The organism is Ralstonia sp. R-29 (assembly GCF_049913345.1).
Taxonomy (GTDB): Bacteria; Pseudomonadota; Gammaproteobacteria; order Burkholderiales; family Burkholderiaceae; genus Ralstonia.
Genome location: NZ_CP184377.1, coordinates 3,122,912 through 3,146,971 on the forward strand (window position 1 = coordinate 3,122,912; position 24,060 = coordinate 3,146,971).

The following is a 24,060-nucleotide window of genomic DNA, read 5'->3' on the forward strand; positions in this document are numbered from 1 at the left end:
GGTGTTCAGAAGCGGATCGATTTCATCAACGCCAGCTCGCCGATCTTGCGCAGCGGCACGGTGACGAATTCGCGCCGCTCGTTGGGCGTGTTCTCGTTATAGATCAGCGTCAGTTGCGCGGTGATGAGATCGCGGTCGTGCGCCTTTTCGTCGAAGTTGTAGCCGCCCGCGTTGAAGTTGCCCCAGTAGTTCACGTAGAACAGCCACACACCAGGGCGCGGGGCGGCGGTGGAGAAGATCTCGGGCCCGGCGCCGTCGACGCTGTCCACATCGAGCCCGCCACCGTCAGACAGCAGCGGTTGCGCCCAGAACGCGTGATCGCCGATCGGCGAGATCACGTGCATGTCGACTTCGGCGCGTGGGTCGTCCCACGTGAGGATGGCGCGCAGCTTGGCCGACGTCTTGGTGGTATCCGCCTCGTAGAACTGCAGGCGCTGGCGCGACTGGCCATCGGGGCTGACGATCTCGACGCTGTTCGAGCCGGGGCCGAACGCCCATGGGCGCGCGAATCGGCCTTCGCTGTCGCCATAGAGCGGCATGGCGTTGCCGTTCACCACCAGCACCGGCGGGCGGCGCTGCTTGCCCGCTGCGCGAATGCGTCCGGCGATGAGCGTGCGGTACTTCTGCGCGCCGCGGTCGACCGGCGGCTTTGGGTACGCCGCGGTGTACTGCTCGAGCTCGTTGGTCAGCTTGCTGTTACGCCAGCCGCCGATCGGGCCCTCCAGGTCGGCCACCGGCTCTGCCAGCGCCGAAGCGGCCAGCAGCAACGCAGTGGCGCCCAACCCCAGGCGCGTCATCCCTTTCTTCACAGCAACCCCTCCCCACGGATCAAGCGACGCGCCGTCGCCTCGACAAACTGTTCGTCCTGCCCGCGCGGGTGCCGCGCAAAGGCCAGATGCAGATATTCATGCGTCAGCGCGATGCGGTCTTCCTCGGTGGCGAGGCGGTGGACGTAGAGCCGGTTGCGGCGCGCATCGGCGTACGGCCGGCCTTCGTGTACGACGCACACAGCCGGCAACGGCGGACTCTCAAAACCGGGCTCGGCGCCCAAACGCGCAGACCAGCGCGGCGCTTGCGCCTGCAACCACTGCTGCGCGCCCGCCACCGGCGAGCAATCGCCCGCGACCGCACTCTGGAACGACGTGAGCGTCGCCTGCGGCCACCACTGCGCAAGAATGGCGTCAAAACCCTGGCCGCGCTGGGCGGCGGCGCGCGCAGCCGTCCAGCTCATCTGGCCGCTGGCGCTGATCGTGCCGTGGTATTGCACAGCCGCGCCGGTCAGCACCAGCGTGTCGGTGAATTCGGCCGCGTTGCGTGCGGCAGCGGCCGGTGGGCGCGGCAGCACACGCTGCGTGCGCGAACTGTCGGCGATGCGGTAGCAGCCCTTGTCGCGCGAGGCGTGCTGCACAAGATAGCTGCGTGCCGCCACCGCCAGGGCGCGGGCCGCCTGCGGTTCAGCGAGGTCGCCTTCGCGCTCCACCACGCGGGCCACGTAGTCGTTCATGCCCAGCCGACCGGTGATGACTGCGGCGTTGTTCGTGCGGGCCAGCGTCAATTCGCCTTTGCTCTCGATGGGCAGGGCGTTGCCGTTGACGAAGCGCACGGTATAGCGGCCGTCGAGACGCCCCGGCGCGACCGGCTTGCCGCTGGCGTCGCGCACCTCGCGGATGGGATAGCGCGCGAAAAAGTCGACCGCCACGCAAGCATCATCGTCGGGCACGGGGGTCTGCTCGATCAGCGGGGTCAGGCGCGGCGCGGCGGCGGCCAGCACCTGATTGCTCGAACCAGCGCCGCCCAGCCACACGGGCGAGCCATCCGCCAGCCACCCTGCCGCACCGCCAATCGACGCGCCGGGGCGCTGTGGGTCGGGCATGGTCCAGGTCTTGGCGCGCAGGAGACCACCAAAGTTCGAGACCGTGCCCTCCCCGCGCCCAACGGTCAGTACGGAAATAAGCGTTTGCGCAGCGGTCTCGCGTCCTTCAGTGGGCACGGTGCGCAAAGCGGTCAGCAGATCGGCGACGGGAACACGCTGTGTCGGCTGCATCGCGCGCAGGTCGCGCAGCCAGGTGGGGGAGCCGGCCTGCTGCCAGAAGCGGCGCCAGTCCGCGCGGTCCAGCCCCAGACGTACAGGCTCGAAATAGCGGCCGCACGATTGGATGAGCGCGCGTTCGCGGTCGATGCTGTTGCCGGCGGTGCAGCAGTAGACCTCTTCGGCGTCGTTACCGTGGCACGTGTAATCCGGCGTGTTGATGCGGCGCGAGACGAGGTAGCTGTAGACGAAGAGTTTCCAGACACTGCCCAGCGGTGTTTCGGTGTCGCGTGACAGTGCGATGGCTTGCGGTGTGCCGCCGGCTGAGTCCGCACTGAATTGCCAGAGCCTGGCTTCGTCGCCTTGCAAGATGGCGTAGCGTAGCGGCTCGGTAACCGGCGCGGCGTTGGCCTGCCCCCCCGGCATGAGTGCACCGCCAGCCCAGATCAGGCCGGTCAGCACACTACGGGCAAGCAGGCCGAAGCGCATGGCCGCGTCACTCCACCTTGAACGGATAGCTGGCTGTCTTGCCGTCGCCCTGGAACGCCTTGGCTTCCGGCTGGTACATGCGGAAGTAGCGCACCGGCGGCAGCGCAAAGCGGCCCGGCAGCGAGAAGCGCACCAGTTGGCGCAGCACGGTCGGGCGCTCCAGCGTGGGCACCGGCTGGTTGTACGACAGCTGGCCCATCTCGTAGGCAGCCTTGCGCTCGAACGCCTGCGGGCCGTTGCCTTCGTTCGGCTCACCCTTCAGGCCGTCGATCTGGATACCCCAGGTGGTGGCTTCCACTTCGGCACCTGGCGGCAGCGGCACTTCGACCAGGCCGTAGCGGTACGTGCCTTGGCGCGGCGTCAGCACCACCTCGTCAACATAGAGCGCATTGCTATCCAGGGCGGAGCCCGGCTTGACCAGCTTGGCCGTGAAGGCAATGCCGCTGCTGTTGGTGTCAGCAGCCGCTTGCTTGGGCGCCTTCGGGTCCGGCTTGGCCGGCGTGTCATCGATCGGCTCCAGACGGTACAGCTTGCGCTCCACGGTGATCGGCAGCTTGGACGCTTCCGGCGCACGGCTGCGGTACGACACGATGGCGGACTGTGTGGTCACGTCGGTCGGGGCGGTCGTCAGGTCCAGCGCGGCGGGCACCTGAGCCCCCGTCCAGCGCCACGTCGGCACGCCCACCGGCGAGCGCGTCACCTGCCAGCCGCCCGCGGAAACGGTCGGTTGGATAACCGCAACGCTCGCACCTTGCAGGCCGCCCAGGCCCTTCTGCAGCCAGACCAGCGCAACGGCGCGGTCCATCGTCGGCATGGACGCGCTGGCGCGGGCCAGCAGCGGTGCCGGGTCCGCAGCCGAACGGCCACCGCCCATCAGCAGCAGGCTCTGCACCAGCGGCGAGTTGTCGGCAGCCAGCGCATTGCGTGCAGCGATGTCGGCGGAGACCAGCGCTTCCGGCAACGGCTGGCCGATCTGACGCATCAATTGCGCGGTCAGCACCGTCGCCACCTGGCGGCCGCGCGCGGAATCCGGCGCGACGAAGATCAGGCTATCGCCCGCTGCAGGTTCGGCGTCAGCCGGGGCTTTGGCGTTGCGAGCCAACTCGTTGGCCACGCCCGACAGCGGCGTTGCCACGGGCAAGCCCATCTCGTTGGCAAACCACAGTGCCAGCGCACGGTGCAGCAGCGGCTCGTTCGCGCTGGTGCGTTTGTAGGCTTCAAGCACCTGCTTCCAGTTGTCGGCCGGCAGGCTGATGCCGACCGAGCGGCTGGCAAGCCAATCTGCGTAATAGGCGTACGACGTGATCAGCGCGCTGCTGGTGGTCAACTCGCCCCACCAGCCGAAGGTGCCGTTGGTGCCGGCCAGCAGTGCCAGACGCTGACGCTGCGTGCGCAACAGCGCATCGACGCCTTGCGTGCCGGCCGGGCCGCTATCGCCCAGGCGCGTGCCGGTGGCGGCCAGGCTCTGCTGGGCGAGTGCCAGCGGGATCAGGCGGCTGGCGGTCTGTTCAGCGCAACCGTACGGGTACTCGATCAGGTCATCGGCCACGCGGGCGAACTGGCTGGCCGTGTTACCGACCACGCGCAGGCGCACGTCGCGCGCATCAGCGGGCAGGCCCAGCGGCAGGCGAGTGCCTTGCAACTGCGTGAGCGGGACGACGTTTTCGCGGTCCGCCAACCAGCCGGTGGCGTCCAGCTTGAGCGTGGTCTGCAGTCGGTCCGACACGGCATCGCCCTGCTTCAGCTCGGCATTGACCACACCCGCCTGCAACGCAGTGACCGGCGCACGCAGGTAGTTGGCACCGCGCTTGAGCGTCACGCGCTGGTTGATGTTCAGGCCGGCGCCCGAGACGATCCAGTCGGCGGTGATGTCCTTGTCGGTCTGGTTGAAGGCGACCATGTCCAGACGCGGCTGGTCGGTCTCGCGGAAGCGTTGCGGGCCGGTCCACTTCAAGTACAGCGGCTTGTCCGAACGGATGTTGGCCGTGCGTTGGCCGACGATGCCGTCCGATGCGCCGGTCGTGGACACAGCGCGCACCGTGATGCGCCAGCGCGCCAGCGAATCCGGCATCTTGAACGTCATGCGCGCGCGGCCCTCGGCGCCGGTCTGCAGGTTGGCGACCCAGGCGGCGGTGTCCTTCTCGTCACGACGCGGGCGCTCCAGCACTTTCACGCCGCGCTCGTTGTGGCGGCCATATGTGCCGCCCGGCTTGCCCGGCAGCGACGCGAGCGCCAGGTCATAGCTGATGAAGCTCTGGCTCGACGTGGTGCGCACGCTGTTGCGGCGCGGGTGATAGAAGAAGTCAACGATGCTGGGCGCCACTTCGGGCTGCAGCACGTAGATCATCTCGTCGACCACCGACACGGTCAGGTTGGCCGGCACGGCCTTACCCGCCAGCGCGCTGGTCAGATCCAGCGTGACGGTTTCGCCCGGTGCATAGACGGCTTTGTCGGCATGCACGGTCAGGTCCAGCGTCGGTTGCGTGACGACGATGCCGGCGTTCTGGAACACCATGTCGCCGTCTCGCACGTACAGCACCGAGAACGTCATGTTCGGCGCGAACTCCGCACCGATCTTGATGCGCGCGCGGTATTGCGACGGCGTGACCTTCTGCAGGCTCAGCCATTCGCCGCCATGCGACAGCAGCGCGTGGCGCTCCACCTTGTCGCGCTCCAGCGTGAGCAGCGCGTCGTCCACCGGCTGCGGGAAGGTGATCAGCGCTTCGGCCGTATCACCGATTTGATAGCGGTCACGGTCGAACACCATTTCGATGTTGCCGGGCACGGTCTGCACGCCATCGCCCGCCACCCAGTGGCTCGATGCGGCGAGCAGGTTGCCGGCCGCATCGCGCACCGACAGGGTGTACGAACCGGGCTGGTCAAACTTGACCGGGAACGTGGCGTTGCCCTTGGCATCCGGCGCCAGCGTGCCTTCGGTGCGGGTGCGGGTTTCCAAGCGAACGAGGTCCCACTTGGCCGGCGGTGCCGTCGGCCCGGTCGTACCCGCCACCACCGGCATCGGCGTGAGGGTGAACGACACGTTCTGCCCCGGCGTCGTGAAGTTCGACGTGGTCGACAGCTTGTACGGCGTGGCGCCGCGCGCGATCAGCAGTTCGCGCGTGACCTTCACGCGGTACGCTGCGCCATCGTTGGCGAACACCGTCACCACATAACGGCTCGGTTCCTTGGCGGCGGGCAGTTCCAGCTTGGCGTTGCCGTCGCTGTCGGTGGTCAGTTCCTGCTGCTCCAGCTTGACGGGGAACAGGCCCGCATAACGCAACTCGCCCTCCACCATCGTCACCTGCTGCGCGCGCAGGCTGACCGACACCTTGCCGTCCTTGACCGGCTTGCCGTCCGGATAGCGCAGGCTGATCTTGCCCTTGACCGCCTCGCCCGTGCCGTAGCTGGCCTTGTCGAGCGACAGGTTCACGTCAAAGTGCGGCTTGATGTATTCGGCGACGCGGAAGGCGCCGCCGTACGTGCTGCCGTTGTAATCGAAGCGCAGCGAGTAGCCCCCGGCCGGCGCATTGGCGGGCAGCGTGAAGCGCGTGTCCGCACCGGTCTCACCGGCCAAGCGCGTCGTGGTCGTGGCCACCGGCGCGCCGTTCGGATCGAGCACCTGCAGCTTGATGTCGCCCGCAGCGGGCACCGTCGATTCGGTCGCGTTCTTGAAGTTGCGGCCGATGAACTTGACGTTCACCTCGTCGCCCGGGCGATAGAGCGGGCGATCGGTGAAGGCGTACAGCTTGGTGTTGTAGATCTCGCTGTCGTAATAGAAATTCTCGGAGATGAACACGCCGCCCGCGCGGTCGCTGCCGATCACGTAGCTGCGTTCCGGCGAGACATGGCGCAGATCGGCCGTGCCGTCGCTCTCCGTGGTGCCCGAAGCCAGTACGCCCACGCCGTCGGTCCAGCTCACGGATGCCCCGCTAACCGGCTTACCGCTCTTGCGCTCAGCCGTCCACACCATCATCCCCTGCGAGGTGCCTTTGGTCACGGCCACGGTGTCCGACACAAACAGCAGCGTGTGCGCACGGTACGCACCAATCACGGCTTCCACGATGTACAAACCCGCCGGCAGCTTGCCCACCGGGATCATCACGTTGCCGGCGTTCTGCGGCATCCATTCGCTGCTGCTGCCCTCAAGCTTCACGTCCTTGGGCGGCGCAATCGGCTTGGCATCCCAGATTGGGTAGCGGAAACGGCCGAGCAGCTCATAGCCCTTGAGCGGCGCGTACTGCGGGTTGTTCGAGAAGCGCGTGGGCGCCGTCATCTGATCGCCCATGCTGAATTGCGGCGCCGTCTCCACGGCCTTGCTGCGCGTGGCGAACGACAGCACGCGCTGCCAGGCACGGCGGGCCTGGCGCGTCCAGTTGTCCCACAGATAGGCCAGCGTGTTGGCCAGGCCTTCGCCCGTGTAGTTGGCCTTGACGTCGATACGGTGCAGGTTCTTCTGCGCCTTCAAAAATTCGAGCGGCTGCGGCACGCGGTAGACGAGGATGTCCGCACCGCCATAGCGGGAGAGTTCGTCCTTGTATTCGCGGCCCGGCGCTTCAAGGCGGACCATCGCTTCCTGGTCGGTGCCGTAGCTCGCATCCGACAGCAGGAAGAACGGCTGGCCCTTGAACGGCTCATAGCCACTGGCGGGCACATCGAACAGCGTTGGGTTCGGCGCTTCAGGCGCATCTGCGGCCCGTGCGTGGCCGACCAGCGCCAGCACCGTCAGGCAGACGGCAGCGACCAGATTGAACGAACGCCAGCGGTTGCGCATCATGTTTTTTACCGTGTCAAAAAGGCCAGACGAAACACGCCGATGAAGTTGGGGTTGCCGCTCTGCGGCTGCCAGCGCGAGTCTTTCCATTGCATCAGTTCAGAAACCGGGACCGCGCGCAGGCCGTTGTCGGTGCGGGTGACGGTGCCGGTGTGGTAAGCGATGTAGCGATCCATCCAGATCATCAGATGCTGGTCGTCGCCTTGATCGAAGAAGAGCAGATCGCCCGGGAGCGCCTGGTTGACGTCCTTGGCGATGAAGCGGCTGTTCTGCTGGATGAGCCCGAGCGCAGAGACGTACGCGCCGGTGCTGCCATCAATGCGTGCCCAACGCTGCGTGAGCGTGCGCTGCGCGGGCGTGAGGTTGAGCTCGGGCGGCAATTGGCGTGCGGATTCCGCATCGCGCATGCCGTTGGCGCGCAGCCAGCGGGCATCGTGCGTACGCAGCGCCTCGCCGGCGGCAAAGCGCACGAGGCCTGCGCAATCGCGATGCGTCCAGCGCGGCGTCGGGCCCTGGCGGAGCTGCTCGTTGACGATGCGCACGAACCAGGCGCGGAACACGCTCGATTGATCCGGCGTGAGCGCATCTGCGTCCGCCGGTGCGGCATCGGCCCAGCCCGACAAGGCATAGGCAGACGGCGCGAGCAGGCAAGCGCCGGCCGCCGCCAACCAACGGCGGCGGTTCAGCGCGGCAGCCTGCAAATGCAGCCTCATTGTGTGCTGGTGTTGTCAGCGGGAACCGGAGCAGCGGCCTCGGTAGCCGGCGCAGCCGACGGAGCCGATGCCGCGGCCGTGTCAGCCGGCGGCGGCGAACCGTCACCGCCTGCAGGCAACCCGCGCCCACTCGACAGCCACGTCACCGGCACCCAGCCGCGCGACGATGGCACACCACCATCCAGCGCCAGCGACACCGGCGCATACCGTGCCAGCGCTTTGAGCTTCGGGAACAGGTGCGTCTGCGCGGCATTCAGGAAGACGGCTTCCTGATCGGCGGGCAGTGCTGCGCCGGCTTCGCGACGAACCAGCGGCGCGAGCGATGCGGGCGTCATGGTCAGCACAACGCGGCCGGTCTTGTCACGCGGCAGGTTGTCGGCCACCGCCGGGAAGCGCTTGGCGGGCACGGCCAGCGCGTCGTCAACGAGGCGCGCGTCGGGCGAGAACACCACCACGTCGCCCGCAATCGCCAGCGTGACCGGGAAGTAGCGATCCGACGAGAGTTGCGCCGCGAACGGTGCGCCGGCCGACTGCGCCGTGCCGTAGCGCGCGCTCACCGGGCGCTGCCATAGGGTGGCATTGGCGGGGCCCGACTTCGTCGTCACCGGCAGGCGCTTGTAGGGACCGGCTTTGTCGTCGGCCTGCGCCTTGGCTTCGTACGAACCGACGATCTGACCGAACAGCGCAGCCAGCGCGGGCTTCACCGCTTCGGCTTGCGCAGGCGAGGACAGCTTGGCGACAAACAGCGGGGCCACCAGCGAAGACTTGCCGTACCAGCACGCGGCCGCCGGACCGGCAAACGCATCGCCAACATGCGCGGCGGCTTCGGTCACTTCCTTCGCATCGCCAGCCACATTGCGCAGCAGCGCGCCGGCGGCCTTCCAGTCGATCGGCAACGTGGCGCAGGCAGCGGGGTCCGCAGGCAACGCGTGCCACAACGCGGCGTTATCCCACTTGCCGGACAGGCGCGCCGGGTCGATCAGCGCCGCGCTCTGCCAGCCGTTGCCGGACGCACCTGCACCGAAATCAAAGCGCAACGCCTCGATCCCCGGGAAATACTGCTGATAACCGAACGACAGATAGTTGGCACTCACCACAACGTGATGGCCGGTCGTTTCTGCGGTCGGCAGCGCATACGCATTGCCTTGCACATTGCGCTTGCCGGCATCATCCGACAGCAGTGCAGCCAGGGCGTTTGCCTGCTTGGAAACGGGCTTGCCGTCCTTGTCCAGCAGGATGCCCGGCTCCGACAACGCGATCAGCCGGTCACCCTTGCTGGCAATCAGGATCGAGCGCGTGGCCGACAACCGCAGCGCGTAGACCGGCGCGCCGGAATCCCCCAACGCATCGGCGACCTTGGTGAGTTGCGTGTCGCTCGTGGCCACGGTGGCGACGGCTTCCAGTGCCTTCGCCAGGCCATTGCGCTGCATGGAGAGCACCCAGTAACGCAGCTTGTCGTCGGCGCCGCGCCACAGCATCACGCGGGCCGGCTCGTCGAACACGTGTTTGAGCACGGTCTCGGCGAGGTCCAGCTTCTGCTCGTACGCCAAGCGCCGCAGCGCGCCGGCCACCGAAAGGCGGTCTTCATTGCCCTCGTAGTAGGCGACGAAGTCTTCGGTCAGCACGTCGCGCAGCAACGGCACGCGCAGCACGTCGCGCGGCAGTTGCGACAGGCTCTGGCTGTCGATCAGGGCGTCGGGGTACGTGAGGTCGAGCTGGACCTGGCGGGCGTGCAAGGCACGCGTGCGGCCGAACGGGTGCCAGATCATCTGGACCACCGCCGCGCCGGCAACCGCCAGGGCGACCGCGCCAACGGCGATCTGCTTGCGTGTGAGCTTCATGGAGGAATCGTCGGCAAGACTGGAGAGGGAGCCGGCGATTTGTAGAAATTGCCGGTCTATAACCGCGAGATCATAGCGTTTGGCATGTTAAGACGGGTTAACGTTTGGAGAAAATCAGAACCCGCTGACGTGGGGCATCAATGCTTCCGCGCCAGCGGGCGGACGAAAAAAAACCCGGCACCCCACGAAGGGGGCCGGGTTTTGATGCGGAGAACGCTGCCTAACTTCAGGCGGCGCCGCCTTCCTCTTGATGCGCCACAGGCGTCTCGAAGATCGAAGCGGCTTCTTCCTCGGCAATCGCTGCGGCGCGGTCGCGGTCGGCGGCTTCCTTCGCCTTGCGGGCGCGGTGGTAAGCCAGACCGGTACCCGCCGGGATCAGACGGCCGACGATGACGTTTTCCTTCAGACCACGCAGGTCGTCGACCTTGCCCATGATGGCGGCTTCGGTCAGCACGCGCGTGGTTTCCTGGAACGACGCCGCCGAGATGAAGCTGTCGGTCGACAACGATGCCTTCGTGATACCCAGCAGCAGGTTCTCGTAGGTTGCCGGACGCTTGCCTTCCGCGATCACGCGGTCGTTTTCGTCCAGCAGTTCCGAGCGCTCCACCTGTTCACCCGGGATGAACTTGGTGTCGCCCGTGTCTGCGATCTGCACGCGGCGCAGCATCTGACGAACAATCACTTCGATGTGCTTGTCGTTGATCTTCACGCCTTGCAGACGGTACACGTCCTGCACTTCGTCGACGATGTACGTCGCCAGCTCTTCCACGCCCTTCAGACGCAGGATGTCGTGCGGGTCGGCCGGGCCTTCGACGATCATTTCGCCCTTGTTGACCACTTGGCCGTCGTGCACCAGCACCTGCTTTTCCTTGGCGATCAGGAACTCGTGGGCATTGCCGTCGAGGTCCGTAATCACCAGGCGCTGCTTGCCCTTGGTGTCCTTACCGAACGAAGTCGTACCGGTGACTTCCGCCAGCACGGCGGCGTCCTTCGGCGAACGCGCTTCGAACAGTTCGGCCACACGCGGCAGACCACCGGTAATGTCACGCGTCTTCTGCGATTCGGTCGGGATACGTGCCAGCACTTCACCCACGTGCACTTGCTGACCGTCCTTCACGGTGATCAGCGCGCCCACCTGGAAGCCGATGGTCACGGAGTGGTCCGTGCCCGGGATCTTCACTTCGGCGCCCGACGAGTCGAGCAGCTTCACCTGCGGACGGATGCCCTTCGAAGCCGTGGTACGACGCTTGGCATCGATCACCACCAGCGTCGACAGACCGGTCACTTCGTCCATCTGCTTGGCAACGGTCACGCCTTCTTCGACGTTCTCGAACTTGATGGTGCCCGAGTACTCCGAGATGATCGGACGCGTCAGCGGATCCCACGTGGCGAGCTGCGTGCCGGCCTTGATGGCCTGGCCATCCTTCACCAGCAGCGTTGCACCGTAGACGATCTTGTGGCGCTCGCGCTCGCGGCCGTGGTCGTCGGTGATCAGCGCTTCGCCCGAACGCGAGATGACGATCTGCTCGCCCTTCGCGTTGGTAACGTAACGCATGGTCGCCGTGAAACGCACGGTACCGGTTGCCTTCGCTTCCACGCTCGATGCCACTGCCGCACGCGATGCCGCACCACCGATGTGGAACGTACGCATCGTCAGCTGCGTGCCCGGCTCACCGATCGACTGCGCGGCAATCACACCCACCGCTTCGCCCGAGTTCACCAGCACACCGCGGCCGAGGTCACGGCCGTAGCACTTGGCGCACAGGCCGTAGCGCGTGTCGCAGGTCAGCGGCGTGCGGACCTTGACTTCGTCCACGCCGATCGAATCGATCAGCTCGACCAGGTCTTCGTCCAGCAGCGTGCCGTTTTCGATCGCAGTTTCCTGCGTCTCCGGGTTCACCACGTCGCCAATGACCACGCGGCCCAGGATACGGTCGCGCAGGGCTTCGATCACTTCACCGCCTTCCACCAGCGCCTTCATCAGGACGCCGTTGGTCGTGCCGCAATCGTCTTCCACCACAACCAGATCCTGCGTCACGTCGACCAGACGACGGGTCAGGTAACCCGAGTTCGCGGTCTTCAGTGCCGTATCCGCCAGACCCTTACGTGCACCGTGGGTCGAGATGAAGTACTGCAGAACGTTCAGGCCTTCGCGGAAGTTCGCGGTAATCGGCGTTTCAATAATCGAGCCGTCCGGCTTGGCCATCAGGCCACGCATCCCTGCCAGCTGACGGATCTGCGCGGCGGAACCCCGTGCGCCCGAGTCGGCCATCATGTAGATGGAGTTGAACGACTCTTGCTTGACGGTGTTGCCGTTGCGGTCGACCACGTCTTCGGTCTGGAGCTGCTCCATCATCGCCTTGCCCACCTGGTCACCAGCGGCGCCCCAGATGTCCACGACGTTGTTGTAACGCTCCTGGTCCGTCACCAGACCCGACATGTACTGCTTGTCGTATTCCTTCACCTTGGCGGCGGCCTCGGAGATGATCTTCTCCTTGGCCGGCGGCACCAGCATGTCGTCGATGGCGATCGAGATACCGGCGCGCGTTGCCAAGCGGAAGCCCGACTGCAGCAGCTTGTCAGCAAAGATCACGGTTTCGCGCAGACCGCACTTGCGGAATGCCGTGTTGATCAGGCGCGAGATTTCCTTCTTCTTCAGCGGCTTGTTCAGCACCGAGAACGGCAGACCCTTCGGCAGGATCTCCGACAGGATCGCGCGGCCGACCGTGGTGGCCTGCAGCGTGATCTTCGGGGCAAAACGGGCGTCGCCGTCGGCTTCCGGGTTCACCAGCTCATACTCGGTGATCCGCACGTTCACGCGCGAAGCCAGCTCGACTTCCTTGTTCTCGTAGGCGCGGATGACTTCCGAGATGTCGGCGAACGTCATGCCTTCACCGCGGCCGTTGATCTTGTCGCGGGTCGTGTAGTACAGACCCAGCACCACGTCTTGCGACGGCACGATCGACGGATCGCCGTTGGCCGGGAACAGCACGTTGTTCGACGCCAGCATCAGCGTACGCGCTTCCATCTGCGCTTCGAGCGACAGCGGAACGTGAACAGCCATCTGGTCACCGTCGAAGTCGGCGTTGAACGCCGCGCAGACCAGCGGGTGCAGCTGGATGGCCTTGCCTTCGATCAGCACCGGCTCGAACGCCTGGATACCCAGACGGTGCAGCGTCGGTGCACGGTTCAGCATCACCGGGTGCTCGCGGATCACCTCTTCCAAGATGTCCCACACCACCGGCGTCTGGCTTTCCACTTCCTTCTTCGCCGCCTTGATCGTGGTGGCGATGCCCATCGTTTCCAGCTTGTGGAAGATGAACGGCTTGAACAGCTCGAGCGCCATCAGCTTGGGCAGGCCGCACTGGTGCAGCTTGAGCGTCGGGCCCACCACGATGACCGAACGGCCCGAGTAGTCCACGCGCTTGCCCAACAGGTTCTGACGGAAACGGCCGCCCTTACCCTTGATCATTTCAGCCAGCGACTTCAGCGGACGCTTGTTGGCGCCGGTCATCGCCTTGCCGCGACGGCCGTTGTCCAGCAGCGAGTCCACCGCTTCCTGCAGCATGCGCTTTTCGTTGCGCACGATGATCTCCGGCGCCTTCAGCTCGAGCAGACGCTTCAGACGGTTGTTCCGGTTGATCACGCGGCGATACAGGTCGTTCAGGTCCGACGTGGCGAAACGGCCGCCGTCCAGCGGCACCAGCGGACGCAGCTCGGGCGGCAGCACCGGCAGCACTTCGAGGATCATCCAGTCCGGCTTGATGCCCGAACGCTGGAAGGCCTCGAGCACCTTCAGGCGCTTGGCGAACTTCTTGATCTTGGCTTCCGAACCCGTGGCCTGCAGCTCGGCGCGGATCGTCTCGATCTGCTTCTCGATGTCGATGCCGCGCAGCAGCTCGCGAATGCCTTCGGCGCCCATCATGGCGACGAATTCACCCTCGCCGTACTCGTCGCACTTAGCCAGGTAGTCGTCTTCCGACATGATCTGGCTCTTCTTGAGCGGGGTCATGCCCGGCTCAACCACGACGAATGCTTCGAAGTACAGCACGCGCTCGATGTCGCGCAGCGTCATGTCGAGCACCATGCCCAGACGCGACGGCAGCGACTTCAGGAACCAGATGTGCGCGGTCGGCGCAGCCAGTTCGATGTGGCCCATGCGCTCACGGCGCACCTTGGCCAGCGTCACTTCCACGCCGCACTTCTCGCAGATCACGCCACGGTGCTTCAGGCGCTTGTACTTGCCGCACAGGCACTCGTAGTCCTTGATCGGGCCGAAGATCTTGGCGCAGAACAGACCGTCACGCTCAGGCTTGAACGTGCGGTAGTTGATGGTCTCGGGCTTCTTGACTTCGCCGTACGACCACGAGCGGATTTTCTCCGGCGACGCGAGACCAATCTTGATCGCGTCAAACTGCTCTTCTTGCTGTACCTGACGGAATAGGTCGAGCAATGCTTTCATTCCAAACTCCTTGAGTTTGAGGCTGGCGCCCTGGTGTTACTGACCAAAGACACCGGCCCTAAATCTTCGTCAATGGCTGCTGTTACCGGAGCGTGGCGAGTTGCCGGCCACGCCCCCATCGCACGGGCGCTTAGTTGCGCTCGAGGTCGATGTCGATACCCAGCGAGCGGATTTCCTTCACCAGCACGTTGAACGATTCCGGCATGCCGGCATCGATCGAGTGCTCGCCCTTGACGATGTTCTCGTACACCTTGGTCCGGCCGTTCACGTCATCGGACTTCACGGTCAGCATTTCCTGCAGCACGTAGGACGCGCCGTACGCTTCGAGTGCCCACACTTCCATTTCACCGAAACGCTGGCCACCGAACTGGGCCTTACCGCCCAGCGGCTGCTGCGTCACCAGCGAGTACGGACCGGTCGAACGCGCGTGCATCTTGTCGTCGACCAAGTGGTGCAGCTTCAGCATGTGCATCACGCCCAGCGTGACCGGACGCTCGAAGGCTTCACCGGTGCGGCCGTCGAACAGCGTGACCTGCTGCTTGGAAGCGGTCAGGCCCTTCTCCTTCGCGATGTCTTCCGGATAGGCGAGGTCCAGCATGCGGCGGATTTCGTCCTCATGCGCACCATCGAACACCGGCGTCGCGAACGGCACACCCTTCTTCAGGTTCTCGGCCAGCTCCAGGATCTCGGCGTCGGACAGGCTGTCCAGATCTTCGATCTTGCCGCTCTCGTTGTAGATCTGACCCAGCAGCTTGCGCACTTCGGCTGCCTTGGCTTGCGCCTTGAGCATGTTGCCGATGCGCTCGCCCAGACCGCGCGCGGCCCAGCCCAGGTGGGTTTCGAGAATCTGACCCACGTTCATCCGCGAAGGCACGCCCAGCGGGTTCAGCACGATGTCTGCCGGCGTACCGTCAGCCATGTACGGCATGTCTTCGATCGGGGTGATCTTCGACACGACACCCTTGTTACCGTGACGACCGGCCATCTTGTCGCCAGGCTGCAGGCGACGCTTCACGGCCAGGTACACCTTGACCATCTTGATCACGCCCGGCGGCAGTTCGTCGCCTTGCGTGAGCTTCTTGCGCTTCTCTTCGAACGCGAGGTCGAACTCGTGACGCTTCTGCTCGATGGCTTCCTTCACGGCTTCGAGCTGCGTGGCCACTTCGTCATCCGACGGGCGGATGTCGAACCAGTGCCACTTGTCGAGGTCGTCCAGGTATTCCTTCGTGAGCGCAGTGCCCTTGGCCAGCTTCTTCGGACCGCCGTTGGCCACCTTGCCCACCAGCAGACGCTCCAGACGCTGGAAGGCATCGCCTTCCACGATACGCAGCTGGTCGTTCAGGTCCAGACGGTAGCGCTTCAGTTCTTCGTCGATGATCGACTGGGCGCGCTTGTCGCGCGTCACGCCTTCACGCGTGAAGACCTGCACGTCGATCACGGTACCCGTCATGCCCGAGGGCACGCGTAGCGAGGTGTCCTTCACGTCGGACGCCTTCTCACCGAAGATCGCACGCAGCAGCTTCTCTTCCGGCGTCAGCTGGGTTTCGCCCTTCGGCGTGACCTTGCCGACCAGCACGTCGCCGGCTTCAACTTCTGCGCCGATGTACGTGATGCCCGATTCGTCCAGGCGAGCCAGTTGGGCTTCAGCCAGGTTCGAGATATCGCGCGTGATTTCTTCCGGCCCGAGCTTGGTGTCGCGAGCAACAACCGACAGTTCCTCGATGTGGATCGAGGTGTAGCGGTCTTCCGCAACCACACGCTCTGAGATCAGGATCGAATCCTCGAAGTTGTAGCCGTTCCAGGGCATGAACGCGACCAGCATGTTCTGGCCGAGCGCGAGCTCGCCCATGTCGGTCGAGGCGCCGTCGGCGATCACGTCGCCGCGGGCAACGATATCGCCCACCTTGACCATCGGACGCTGGTTGATGTTCGTGTTCTGGTTCGAACGCGTGTACTTGATCAGGTTGTAGATGTCGACGCCGACTTCACCGGCAACGGCTTCGTCGTCGTTCACGCGGATCACCACGCGGTTCGCGTCAACATAGTCGACCACGCCGCCACGGGTGGCCTGCACAGCCGTACCCGAGTCCACTGCCACGGTGCGCTCGACGCCGGTACCCACCAGCGGCTTGTCTGCACGCAGGCAAGGCACGGCCTGACGCTGCATGTTGGCGCCCATCAGTGCACGGTTTGCATCATCGTGCTCGAGGAACGGCACCAGCGAAGCTGCGGCCGACACGATCTGCGACGGTGCCACGTCGATGTACTGCACGCGGTCCGGCGTGACCATACGCGTTTCACGCTCGCTGCCTTCACGGGCGGAGACCAGTTCGTCAATCAGGTTGCCGTCCTTGTCCACCGTCGCGTTGGCCTGCGCCACCACGTACTTGCCTTCTTCGATGGCCGACAGGTAGTGCACTTCGTCGGTCAGCTTGCTGTTCTCAACCTTGCGGTACGGCGTTTCCAGGAAGCCGTAGTCGTTGAGCTGTGCGTACAGTGCCAGCGAGTTGATCAGACCAATGTTCGGACCTTCCGGCGTTTCGATCGGGCACACACGGCCATAGTGGGTCGGGTGCACGTCGCGGACTTCAAAGCCCGCGCGCTCGCGCGTCAGACCGCCCGGGCCCAGTGCCGAAATACGACGCTTGTGCGTGACTTCCGACAGCGGGTTGGTCTGGTCCATGAACTGCGACAGCTGCGACGAACCGAAGAACTCGCGAATCGCCGACGAAATCGGCTTCGAGTTGATCAGGTCGTGCGGCATCAGGTTTTCCGTCTCGGCTTGGCCCAGACGTTCCTTCACAGCACGCTCAACGCGCGACAGACCCGCACGGAATTGGTTTTCCGCCAGTTCGCCGACGCAACGCACGCGACGGTTGCCGAGGTGGTCGATATCGTCCACTTCGCCCTTGCCGTTACGCAGGTTCACCAGCAGCTTGATCGTGTCGAGGATGTCGTCATCCGTCAGCACCATCGGGCCCGTACCTTCCGAGCGGTTCAGGCGGCTGTTGACCTTCATGCGGCCCACGCGCGACAGGTCGTACGAGTCTTCGCTGTAGAACAGACGCTGGAACAGCGCTTCGACGGCGTCTTCGGTCGGCGGCTCGCCCGGGCGCATCATGCGGTAGATCGCGATACGCGCGGCGGTCTGGTCAGCCGTGTCGTCCGTGCGCAGCGTGGACGAGATGTACGGACCTTGATCCAGATCGTTCGTGTACAGCGTCTGGATTTCCTTCACGTCGGCGTCACGCAGCTTTTCGAGCACGCCTTCGGTCAGTTCCTCGTTGGCGTTGGCCAGGACTTCACCGGTATCCGGGTCGACGATGTTCTTCGCCAGCACGCGGCCCAGCAGGTAGTCTTCCGGCACGCTGATCAACTTGGTGCCAGCCGAGTCCAGGTCGCGGATGTGCTTGGCGTTGATGCGCTTGTCCTTCTCGACGACGACCTTGCCGTTCTTGTCAGCAATGTCGAAGCGAGCGACTTCACCGCGCAGGCGCTCGGGCACGAACTCCATCAGTGCGCCTTCGCTCTTGAGCGTGAAGTTGTCGAACACGAAGAAGTGCGCCAGGATCTGTTCCGGCGTCAGACCGATCGACTTCAGCAGGATCGTCACCGGCATCTTGCGGCGGCGGTCGACGCGGAAGTACAAGATGTCCTTCGGATCGAATTCGAAGTCGAGCCACGAGCCGCGGTACGGAATAATCCGCGCCGAGAACAGCAGCTTGCCCGAGCTGTGCGTCTTGCCCTTGTCGTGCTCGAAGAACACGCCCGGCGAGCGATGCAGCTGGGACACGATCACACGTTCCGTACCGTTGATCACGAACGAACCGGTGGAGGTCATGAGCGGAATTTCGCCCATGTAGACTTCCTGCTCCTTGATCTCCTTGACCTTGGTGGGATTCTCGCGGTCGTTGATGATCAAGCGCACTTTTGCGCGCAGCGCCGAGTGGAAGGTCAGACCACGCTGCTGACATTCCTTGACGTCAAACGGCGGGTGGGACAGGTGGTACGACACGAACTCCATGCGTGCCAGACCGTTGTGCGACACGATGGGGAAAATGGCGTTGAACGCCGCTTGCAGACCTTCGGTCTTGCGTTGTGCCACGGGCACGTTTTCCTGCAAGAACTGGGTATACGATTGAATCTGGGTCGCAAGCAGGAAGGGAACCTGATGAACCGTTGCGCGTTTCGCGAAACTCTTGCGAATACGCTTTTTCTCGGTAAAGCTGTACGCCATGGGATCTCCGAATCATCGCAAGTGCGCGCGACGGGCTGGGCGAAAAGCCACGCCTGACACTTGAGGTGTTCAGCGACTGGTGACGGGATTTGGCGGTTGGCCGCTACCAACCTCTGGCTGACGGTACTGCGCGCGCCGCTCGCACATGAGCCCATGGAGCCCATGCCACGGACGGGGGAGTACCCGACCAAACTTGCCTTCTGCAGTCGGTTCAGAAGACAAACATCAGCGGACTGCGAACTGCTTAGTGTGCCACTGATGTTTGGCCTCTGCTGGCCTTACCTCGGCCGGCTGCCGGAAAAATCCGGCGAAGAGACGACAACGATACTTAATACGTCATCACAGCGTGATTGCGGGATCGCTCAACAACCGGTCCCACAAGCGCAAAAAGGCTGGCGCCGGGAAATCTCCCTTTGCCAGCCTCTATCGCGTACCGAGCACGGCACGCGAGACCTGCACTTACTTGGCTTCGGCTTCCGCGCCGGCTTCCACCAGCTTCTTCACCAGCTCGTCGGCGGTCTTCTTGTCGACGCCTTCCTTCACGGGCTTCGGTGCGCCATCGACCAGGTCCTTGGCTTCCTTCAGGCCCAGGCCGGTGATTTCACGCACGGCCTTGATGACGCCAACCTTGTTCGCGCCGGCGCTCTTCAGCGTCACGGTGAATTCGGTTTGCTCTTCAGCAGCGGCAGCAGCGCCGCCAGCTGCCGGGCCAGCCACTGCCACAGCAGCTGCCGACACGCCAAACTTCTCTTCGAACGCCTTGACCAGGTCGTTCAGTTCCATCACGGACATCGCGCCAACGGCTTCCAGGATGTCGTCTTTGGTGATTGCCATTTGAATAACTCCAGAATGTGATTCGGTATCGATCGTGCGATCTGTACGGGCGCAGGGGGGAGGGACGGCGGCCGATCAGGCTGCAGCGGCCTCGCCTTCGCCTTGCTTGGCAGCCAGAGCACCCAGGGCGCGGGCGAAGCCCGACACCGGTGCCTGCATGACGAACAGCAGCTTGCTGAGCAGTTCTTCGCGGCTCGGGATCGTTGCCAGGGCCTTCACGCCGTTGACATCGAGAACCTTGCCGTCGTACGAACCAGCGCGCAGCACCAGCTTGTCATTGCCCTTGGCGAAATCGTTCAGCACCTTGGCCGAGGCCACTGCATCTTCGGAAATACCGTAGATCAGCGGACCGGTCAGTTGCTCGGCGAGTTCGGCAAACGGCGTGCCTTCCACAGCGCGGCGTGCCAGCGTGTTCTTCAGAACGCGCAGGTAGACGCCTTGCTGGCGCGCTTGCGCGCGCAGCTTGGTCAGATCGCCAACCGTGATACCGCGATATTCAGCAACGACGATGGTCGAGGCCTTGGCGACTTGCGCCGTTACCTCGGCCACGACGGCCTTCTTATCTTCGAGATTGAGTGCCACGGTTAAGCTCCAAAACGACTTTGGCTTGCGCAGATGCTGCGCTCACCTCAGTCAGTCCAAAAGTACGGCGTCCGATTGGCACAAATCACTTCGGCAATACCAAAGTCACTTATTCCCTTCGGGGGCGCCATCTGCGTTGGCCGGCGCGCCCCGTTGCCGGATGGCGCTGCGATTAAGGTGTTGGCTCCGAGGAGCCCTTCACCGCCAACGGTCTTTGATAACCAGCGGCATCGGCATGCTCACGCATCCGTCTGCCACTGCCCAAAGTCTGTCCCTCAAGCTTCAAGGGTTCGCGCGGCCGAGGCCACGCGAGAGAAAACTGCTAACGCCGGGATGGTTATCGGGCCACCCAGCGCAAATGATCGAAAACGATCAGGCAGCCAGGGTCGCCTGGTCCACACGCACGCCAACGCCCATGGTCGACGAAACGGCGACCTTGCGCAGGTACACGCCCTTGCTCGAGGCCGGTTTGGCCTTGGTCAGTGCGTCCAGCAGTGCGGCCAAGTTGCTCTTCAGCGCTGCCGGCTCGAACGAGCGGCGGCCGATGGTGGCGTGGATGATACCGGCCTTGTCGACACGGAATTGCACCTGACCCGCCTTGGCGTTCTTCACAGCCGTGGCGACGTCCGGCGTCACGGTGCCGACCTTCGGGTTCGGCATCAGGCCGCGCGGGCCCAGGATCTGACCCAACGTACCGACCACGCGCATCGTGTCCGGCGAAGCGATCACGACATCGAAGTCCATCTTGCCGGCCTTGATCTGCTCAGCCAGGTCTTCCATGCCGACGATCTCAGCGCCGGCAGCCTTGGCTTGCTCAGCCTTGTCGCCTTGGGCGAACACGGCCACACGGACCGACTTGCCGGTACCGGCAGGCAGCACCACCGAACCACGAACCACTTGGTCCGACTTCTTTGCATCGATGCCCAGTTGCACGGCCACGTCGATGGACTCATCGAACTTGGCGCTGGCGCATTCCTTAACGAGGCTCAGAGCTTCGTCGATCGGGTAGAACTTGGTGCGCTCGACCTTGGCCTTGTTCGCGGCCACGCGCTTCGAAATCTTTGCCATGATTACAGGCCCTCCACCGTGATACCCATCGAACGGGCGCTACCGGCGATCGTACGCACGGCGGCGTCCAGATCGGCTGCGGTCAGGTCAGCGTTCTTTGCCTTGGCGATTTCTTCAGCCTGGGCGCGGGTGATCTTGCCAACCTTGTCGGTATGCGGCTTGGCCGAACCCTTCTGGATACCGGCTGCCTTCTTGATGAGCACGGTCGCCGGCGGCGACTTCATCACGAAGGTGAAGCTCTTGTCGGCGAAGGCGGTGATCACCACCGGCACCGGCAGGCCCGGTTCCATGCCTTGAGTCTGCGCGTTGAACGCCTTGCAGAACTCCATGATGTTCAGACCGCGCTGACCCAGGGCCGGGCCGACGGGCGGGGACGGATTTGCTTTACCAGCCGGAATTTGCAGCTTGATAAAGCCAATAATTTTCTTGGCCATCTTGACTCCAATCCGGATTGCCCAGCTTCAGTAACTAGGGCAATCCTATTGAGTGGTAACGCATCAGCGCGAGGCTGACGCTCCTCTGTTGGCGCGGGCGCGCAATTACTTGCGCCACCGTTGCCCGCCAAGTCCAATGGACAGGGCGACTGGCGCGACGGCTTGCACCGCCACGCCGAATTCCCTACACCTTCTCGACCTGACCGAACTCGAGTTCGACCGGCGTTGCACGCCCGAAGATGGTCACGGAAACGCGCAAGCGCGATTTCTCGTAGTTCACTTCCTCGACGTTGCCATTGAAGTCGGTGAACGGGCCTTCCTTCACACGCACCATTTCGCCCACTTCGAACAGCGTCTTCGGACGCGGTTTCTCGATCCCTTCCTGGATCTGCGCCTTTAGCCCTTCGACTTCGCGGCTGGACATCGGTGCCGGCCGGTTAGCCGTACCACCGATGAACCCGGTCACCTTCGGCGTGTTCTTCACCAAGTGCCAGGTCTCGTCGGTCATCTCCATTTCGACAAAAACGTAACCGGGGTAAAGACGACGCTCGGTCACCTTCTTGGTTCCGTTCTTGCTCTCCATCACTTCCTCCGACGGCACCAGAATTTCGCCGAACAGATGTTGCAGAGCCTCACGCTCAATGCGTTCCTGCAGCGCGCGTTGCACGCTTTTTTCCATGCCCGAGTAGGCATGCACGATATACCAGCGCTTCTTAGAGGCCGGCGCGGACGAATCCGTGGGCGTATCGTTCGCTACGTTATCCGTCATGGCTTCACCCGATTATTTCCAGCCCAGCACGAGCGAGAAAATTACCCACTCGATGAGCTTGTCTGCAGACCACAGGAACAGGGCCATGATCACCACGAACGCAAACACCAGACCGGTCATCTGACCAGCTTCCTTGCGCGTCGGCCACACCACCTTGCGAACTTCGCGGTACGACTCGCGTGCGAACTCGATGAAGCTCTGCCCCGGAGCAGACACCAGTGCGGCACCCGCACCCAGCACCAGCCCGCCGATCAGCGAGGCAGCACGGACGTAGCTCGGCTGTTGCGCCAGCAGGTAAAAACCGATCACCCCGGCGACCACCAGCAGGAACGCCACGACCAGCAGCCACTTGCCGCTGGCGGTGTTGACGGTTTCGACGTTCGGATTGGCCATATTTCCCAAACGAGACTAAGCCGCGTGGCGCGTTTTCCTGCGCGACGCGGCTGATGAATTGGCAGGGGCAGAGGGAATCGAACCCCCAACCTTCGGTTTTGGAGACCGACGCTCTGCCAGTTGAGCTATACCCCTAAAACAGCATTGGGGTTGCCACTTTGGTCAACCCCACTCTGGCACTTCACGTGCGGCCGGTTGGCAGCCGCACGGAAGAGTTACAGCATTTACTTCAGGATCTTGGCAACGACGCCAGCGCCCACGGTACGGCCGCCTTCGCGGATTGCGAAGCGCAGACCTTCTTCCATGGCGATCGGGGCGATCAGCTTGACGGTGATCGACACGTTGTCACCCGGCATGACCATTTCCTTGCCTTCCGGCAGGGCGATCGAGCCAGTCACGTCCGTCGTACGGAAGTAGAACTGCGGGCGGTAATTGTTGAAGAACGGGGTGTGACGGCCGCCTTCGTCCTTCGACAGGATGTAGACCTCGCCCGTGAATTCCGTGTGCGGCTTGATCGAGCCCGGCTTGGCCAGCACTTGGCCACGCTGAACGTCTTCACGCTTGGTGCCGCGCAGCAGAATACCTACGTTGTCGCCTGCTTGACCTTGGTCGAGCAGCTTGCGGAACATTTCCACGCCCGTGCAGGTGGTCTTGTCGATCTTCGGCTTGTCGCCGTCCATGGCGATACCGACGATTTCGATTTCTTCGCCGACCTTGATCACGCCACGCTCGATACGGCCGGTCACCACGGTGCCGCGACCCGAGATCGAGAACACGTCTTCCACCGGCATCAGGAACGTGCCGTCAACAGCACGCTCCGGCGTCGGGATGTAGGTGTCCAGTGCGTCGGCCAGGTTCATGATGGCCACTTCGCCCAGCTCGCCCTTGTCGCCTTCCAGCGCCAGCTTGGCCGAACCCTTGATGATCGGGGTGTCGTCGCCCGGGAAGTCGTACTTCGACAGAAGTTCGCGCACTTCCATCTCGACCAGTTCCAGCAGCTCAGCGTCGTCCACCATGTCGCACTTGTTCAGGAAGACGATGATGTACGGCACGCCAACCTGGCGGGCCAGCAGGATGTGCTCACGCGTTTGCGGCATCGGGCCGTCAGCGGCCGAGCACACCAGGATGGCGCCGTCCATCTGGGCGGCACCGGTGATCATGTTCTTGACGTAGTCGGCGTGGCCCGGGCAGTCAACGTGTGCGTAGTGGCGGTTGGCCGTTTCGTACTCGATGTGCGCGGTGTTGATCGTGATGCCGCGTGCCTTTTCTTCCGGTGCAGCGTCGATTTCGTCGTACTTCTTCGCTTCGCCACCAAACTTGGCGGACAGCACGGTCGCGATCGCTGCGGTCAGCGTCGTCTTGCCGTGGTCAACGTGACCAATCGTCCCAACGTTCACGTGCGGCTTGGTCCGCTCGAACTTTTCCTTTGCCATGTCGC

General features: G+C 64.0%; 14 protein-coding genes and 1 tRNA gene. All 15 read right to left on the minus strand.

Annotation, left to right across the window (positions count from 1 at the left end; translation table 11 throughout):
- Positions 1-5 precede the first annotated feature (5 nt).
- Positions 6-809, minus strand: coding sequence for a YfaP family protein (locus tag ACN9M1_RS14755; RefSeq protein WP_426395482.1), 804 nt, complete (start codon positions 807-809; stop codon positions 6-8).
- Complete coding sequence (locus tag ACN9M1_RS14760; RefSeq protein WP_426395484.1) at positions 806-2,518, minus strand: DUF2300 domain-containing protein; 1,713 nt, start codon at positions 2,516-2,518, stop codon at positions 806-808. The genes ACN9M1_RS14755 and ACN9M1_RS14760 overlap by 4 nt, the downstream gene beginning before the upstream one ends.
- 7 nt (positions 2,519-2,525) lie before the next feature.
- The gene (locus ACN9M1_RS14765) at positions 2,526-7,289 is read right to left on the minus strand and encodes an alpha-2-macroglobulin family protein (RefSeq protein ID WP_426398877.1); all 4,764 of its coding nucleotides are present in this window, start codon (positions 7,287-7,289) and stop codon (positions 2,526-2,528) included.
- An 8-nt stretch (positions 7,290-7,297) separates the two neighbouring features.
- Complete coding sequence (locus tag ACN9M1_RS14770) at positions 7,298-8,002, minus strand: DUF1175 domain-containing protein (RefSeq protein ID WP_426395486.1); 705 nt, start codon at positions 8,000-8,002, stop codon at positions 7,298-7,300.
- Entirely contained in the window at positions 7,999-9,843 is a 1,845-nt protein-coding gene (locus ACN9M1_RS14775) for a DUF2138 domain-containing protein (RefSeq protein ID WP_426395488.1), read from the minus strand. Before ACN9M1_RS14775 ends, ACN9M1_RS14770 begins: the two co-directional genes overlap by 4 nt.
- Before the next feature lie 226 nt (positions 9,844-10,069).
- Positions 10,070-14,305, minus strand: coding sequence for a DNA-directed RNA polymerase subunit beta' (gene rpoC, locus ACN9M1_RS14780; RefSeq protein WP_426395490.1), 4,236 nt, complete (start codon positions 14,303-14,305; stop codon positions 10,070-10,072).
- Between the two features lie 130 nt (positions 14,306-14,435).
- Complete coding sequence (gene rpoB / locus ACN9M1_RS14785; RefSeq protein ID WP_426395492.1) at positions 14,436-18,542, minus strand: DNA-directed RNA polymerase subunit beta; 4,107 nt, start codon at positions 18,540-18,542, stop codon at positions 14,436-14,438.
- 459 nt (positions 18,543-19,001) lie between these two features.
- Positions 19,002-19,376, minus strand: a complete 375-nt coding sequence (gene rplL / locus ACN9M1_RS14790; protein WP_426395494.1) for a 50S ribosomal protein L7/L12 — start codon at positions 19,374-19,376, stop codon at positions 19,002-19,004.
- Between the two features lie 75 nt (positions 19,377-19,451).
- Positions 19,452-19,958, minus strand: coding sequence for a 50S ribosomal protein L10 (rplJ, locus tag ACN9M1_RS14795; protein WP_426395495.1), 507 nt, complete (start codon positions 19,956-19,958; stop codon positions 19,452-19,454).
- Between the two features lie 372 nt (positions 19,959-20,330).
- Positions 20,331-21,026 carry a 50S ribosomal protein L1 gene (rplA, locus tag ACN9M1_RS14800; protein WP_039599765.1) on the minus strand — a complete coding sequence of 232 codons (696 nt, stop codon included), beginning with the start codon at positions 21,024-21,026 and terminating at the stop codon, positions 20,331-20,333.
- A gap of 2 nt (positions 21,027-21,028) precedes the next feature.
- Positions 21,029-21,460, minus strand: a complete 432-nt coding sequence (gene rplK / locus ACN9M1_RS14805; RefSeq protein ID WP_004634453.1) for a 50S ribosomal protein L11 — start codon at positions 21,458-21,460, stop codon at positions 21,029-21,031.
- Positions 21,461-21,644: 184 nt separating this feature from the next.
- The gene (gene nusG / locus ACN9M1_RS14810; protein WP_426395497.1) at positions 21,645-22,229 is read right to left on the minus strand and encodes a transcription termination/antitermination protein NusG; all 585 of its coding nucleotides are present in this window, start codon (positions 22,227-22,229) and stop codon (positions 21,645-21,647) included.
- Between the two features lie 12 nt (positions 22,230-22,241).
- Positions 22,242-22,622 carry a preprotein translocase subunit SecE gene (secE, locus tag ACN9M1_RS14815; protein WP_426395499.1) on the minus strand — a complete coding sequence of 127 codons (381 nt, stop codon included), beginning with the start codon at positions 22,620-22,622 and terminating at the stop codon, positions 22,242-22,244.
- Between the two features lie 59 nt (positions 22,623-22,681).
- Positions 22,682-22,757 (minus strand) — tRNA-Trp (locus tag ACN9M1_RS14820).
- A gap of 89 nt (positions 22,758-22,846) precedes the next feature.
- On the minus strand, positions 22,847-24,055 hold the full coding sequence (tuf, locus tag ACN9M1_RS14825; protein WP_104658052.1) for an elongation factor Tu: 1,209 nt from the start codon (positions 24,053-24,055) through the stop codon (positions 22,847-22,849).
- Positions 24,056-24,060 lie beyond the last annotated feature (5 nt).

Excerpts from the sequence above, each read along its gene's own strand:
- ACN9M1_RS14760 (WP_426395484.1), bottom strand. The coding sequence starts at position 2,518 with ATGCGCTTCGGCCTGCTTGCCCGTAGTGTGCTGACCGGCCTGATCTGG.
- ACN9M1_RS14765 (WP_426398877.1), bottom strand. The coding sequence starts at position 7,289 with ATGCGCAACCGCTGGCGTTCGTTCAATCTGGTCGCTGCCGTCTGCCTG.
- ACN9M1_RS14770 (WP_426395486.1), bottom strand. The coding sequence starts at position 8,002 with ATGAGGCTGCATTTGCAGGCTGCCGCGCTGAACCGCCGCCGTTGGTTG.
- ACN9M1_RS14775 (WP_426395488.1), bottom strand. The coding sequence starts at position 9,843 with ATGAAGCTCACACGCAAGCAGATCGCCGTTGGCGCGGTCGCCCTGGCG.
- rpoC (WP_426395490.1), bottom strand. The coding sequence starts at position 14,305 with ATGAAAGCATTGCTCGACCTATTCCGTCAGGTACAGCAAGAAGAGCAG.
- rpoB (WP_426395492.1), bottom strand. The coding sequence starts at position 18,542 with ATGGCGTACAGCTTTACCGAGAAAAAGCGTATTCGCAAGAGTTTCGCG.
- rplL (WP_426395494.1), bottom strand. The coding sequence starts at position 19,376 with ATGGCAATCACCAAAGACGACATCCTGGAAGCCGTTGGCGCGATGTCC.
- rplA (WP_039599765.1), bottom strand. The coding sequence starts at position 21,026 with ATGGCAAAGATTTCGAAGCGCGTGGCCGCGAACAAGGCCAAGGTCGAG.
- rplK (WP_004634453.1), bottom strand. The coding sequence starts at position 21,460 with ATGGCCAAGAAAATTATTGGCTTTATCAAGCTGCAAATTCCGGCTGGT.
- nusG (WP_426395497.1), bottom strand. The coding sequence starts at position 22,229 with ATGACGGATAACGTAGCGAACGATACGCCCACGGATTCGTCCGCGCCG.
- secE (WP_426395499.1), bottom strand. The coding sequence starts at position 22,622 with ATGGCCAATCCGAACGTCGAAACCGTCAACACCGCCAGCGGCAAGTGG.
- tuf (WP_104658052.1), bottom strand. The coding sequence starts at position 24,055 with ATGGCAAAGGAAAAGTTCGAGCGGACCAAGCCGCACGTGAACGTTGGG.